General features: G+C 47.4%; 2 protein-coding genes. Both read right to left on the bottom strand.

Going from position 1 to position 2,432, the window contains the following annotated elements; genetic code table 11:
* A partial coding sequence (gene mobV, locus AB5935_RS24455) for a MobV family relaxase (protein ID WP_368327696.1) occupies window positions 1-1,297 on the bottom strand: 1,297 nt, incomplete at its 3' end.
* A gap of 331 nt (window positions 1,298-1,628) precedes the next feature.
* Window positions 1,629-2,432: hypothetical protein (locus tag AB5935_RS24450; protein ID WP_368327695.1), on the bottom strand; the 804-nt coding region annotated here is incomplete at its 5' end.

Below are 2,432 nucleotides of genomic sequence, written 5' to 3'. Positions count from 1 at the left end.
CGTCCACATAACCGCACACAAGGTTCAAGGCAACCATGACAACATGATTTCCCTGTTCTGCCAGTTGGCAGATCAGTGTATCGTCAAACAAGGATTTTGTTTCCTCCGGCAGATGGTGATAGCGGGATGTGAACTCCTGTGACATTGTGTCAAGCATTGCACCGTTCAAGTGATAGCTCATGTTATGAGCCCATGAAAGTTCAGACTGATTGGCCTTGTCTTCCAGTTCCCTGGCTTGCTGCTCGATGTCAGCCTTATCTTCACGAAGAGCTTCAAGCAACCGGTTAGTCTCATCAAGTTTCTTTTCCTTGTCTGCCAGTTTAGCTTCAACCTGAGCCTTCTGGTATTCGAGACTTTGAATCTTGCGTGCAATCTCTGCACTGATACTCTCGCTGTTGGCCTGCATTTCCCGAAGAGGACGAAGTTCATCTTCAAGACGGTCTTTCTCCGTCTTCAGATTATCAATCATGGTCGTAAATGACTTCTGTTTCTTCTGGGCTATTGCCAGTTCCTCGTTCAGAGACTTAAGCAACTTCCTGTTGTTCTCCAACTGGGCTTCAAGTGTCACACAGGCATTGGCCAGCCATCGTCGGTATTCCTCAGTAGAGCGATGCCTCGCACCAGATTCTACAACCGACACCCCTCTTGTAAGGCCCCATTTTTCATTGACCTTCGCAAGCTCGTCGTGCAGGGCAAGCATATAATTCTTAAACTCCAGACGGTTCTGTCCATGGAAAATCTGCTTGAAAGCAAACTTGCCGTTCTGGTCTATCGGTAGTAGAGCACAGTGAACATGCGGGTTCTTCTCGTCACAGTGAACTATAAAGGAAATGATGTTTTCCTCTCCATATTTATCTGCCACGAAGCGATAAATGTCACGTGCCCATTCTTCTATTTCCGGCATACGCCTTACATGTTCGTTACCTCCTTTGCTCTCAAAGTCAACTACCTGATTGCCGAAGGCCAGCTCACGCATACGGTCGGTTGAGCCTCCGAATATGAAGTTGACCACTGTCCGGAAACGTGGCTCGGCTAGTCCTTCATTCGGATCCTTGATGCCACGTGACGCAAGGTTTTCTGCCATGCGTTTTGTCAGCGGACGCTTCTTATCTATCGGTGTGACTATGCCACCTTTTTGTACCTCGAAATTAAGATGTTCACGGCTACGGTCATAGTTACCCTCACGCATAGCCTGCTCCCATCCTTTATCCGTCCAGGCACGTAACTCCTCATTGCTCGTCTGTGAGAGCCCTTTGGAAGTCTTTATATCCATGACTTGTTTTGATGTAGTACCCATAATGACAATTTTATTTTTTGCGTTATTCTGAGCCTTTTTTCAGTCTCCTTTGCGGTCATACGCACACTTAGAAAACTGACCCAGCTTGCTGTTTATCTGGTCAGCCCTCCCGCCGCTTCATAGCGGTCGGGGTATTAGGCTTCCCGAGACTGTAAAAAAGTGGCACGTGCAAGCACGCTGCCTGTCGTTGCATCTATCCGTTAGCGGGACAAAGACGAAGTGTATAAAAGCGTATGACATGCCGTGCATCGTTAATAAGGCGTTTAATCCGTTCCGTTTTCAATAGAGGAAGTGCCCCCAGGCTTATCATCCGTTCTGTCCTCTACGGGGCTTAAATCAGGTCGAGGAGGGTCATCATAATAAAAGGTTCCCGGGTCACGTAGTATTCAAATATGCAGTCAAGGAGAATAACTTCTGCTTTCGTATAACGGGATACGGGTTCTGCCATATAACCCGGCTTTCTGTTTTCACGTATGGCCACAGCCAGAATGCCAAGGATTTCTATTACTTTCTGCCAGTCCCATACATGGTCTTTTCCAAAGAGAAGGCCGATGGAATCCGACAGTTCTTCAGGCATTTCCTTCTCCATTTTCAAGACCTGAAATATGGACTTTGCCAGCGAGTCAAATACTTGACCCTGCTGTTTGAGAACATGTCGGGCAGGTCTGCCTCCGTCGTTCTCCGTTACCGCCAATTCCATAACCTTGTTGAAATAACAATTATATGATTGGGCCACCTGACCGGCAGTGTTGCGTCCTTTAATGAACCGTACAAACTGAAGTGCGTTGAAGTCCAATATATCAGACGGTGTCTCAACAAAGAGAGAAAGGCGTTGTTCCTGGCTTACGGAAAACACATAGCTTTTTGAGAATTGCTCCATGGTTAGATGGCCCAGGTTGGCAAGACCGGTCAGGAACTGACGGACTGTAGCACGTTGCCATTGCCACTTCCTTGCAAGTTCAGATATGGTGGCAATAAACTGGCCGGGAAGTAATTTCAGATTTCCTACTACAACGGATGTGGAATATGTTCCTGATGTCGCTCTGGTGAGCAGATCACAATAGGCTTCCAGTTTGCTGTAACGGTCCTCTGATTTAGGCTTCAGATACTCCAACAGGGAGCGGTCTATGCCCTG

Source organism: Phocaeicola sp. RTP21198st1_B8_RTP21198_201120 (assembly GCF_040929485.1).
GTDB lineage: Bacteria > Bacteroidota > Bacteroidia > Bacteroidales > Bacteroidaceae > Phocaeicola > Phocaeicola dorei.
The sequence above is the reverse complement of the archived record's forward strand: the minus strand, read 5'-3'. Positions and strand labels throughout refer to the sequence as shown.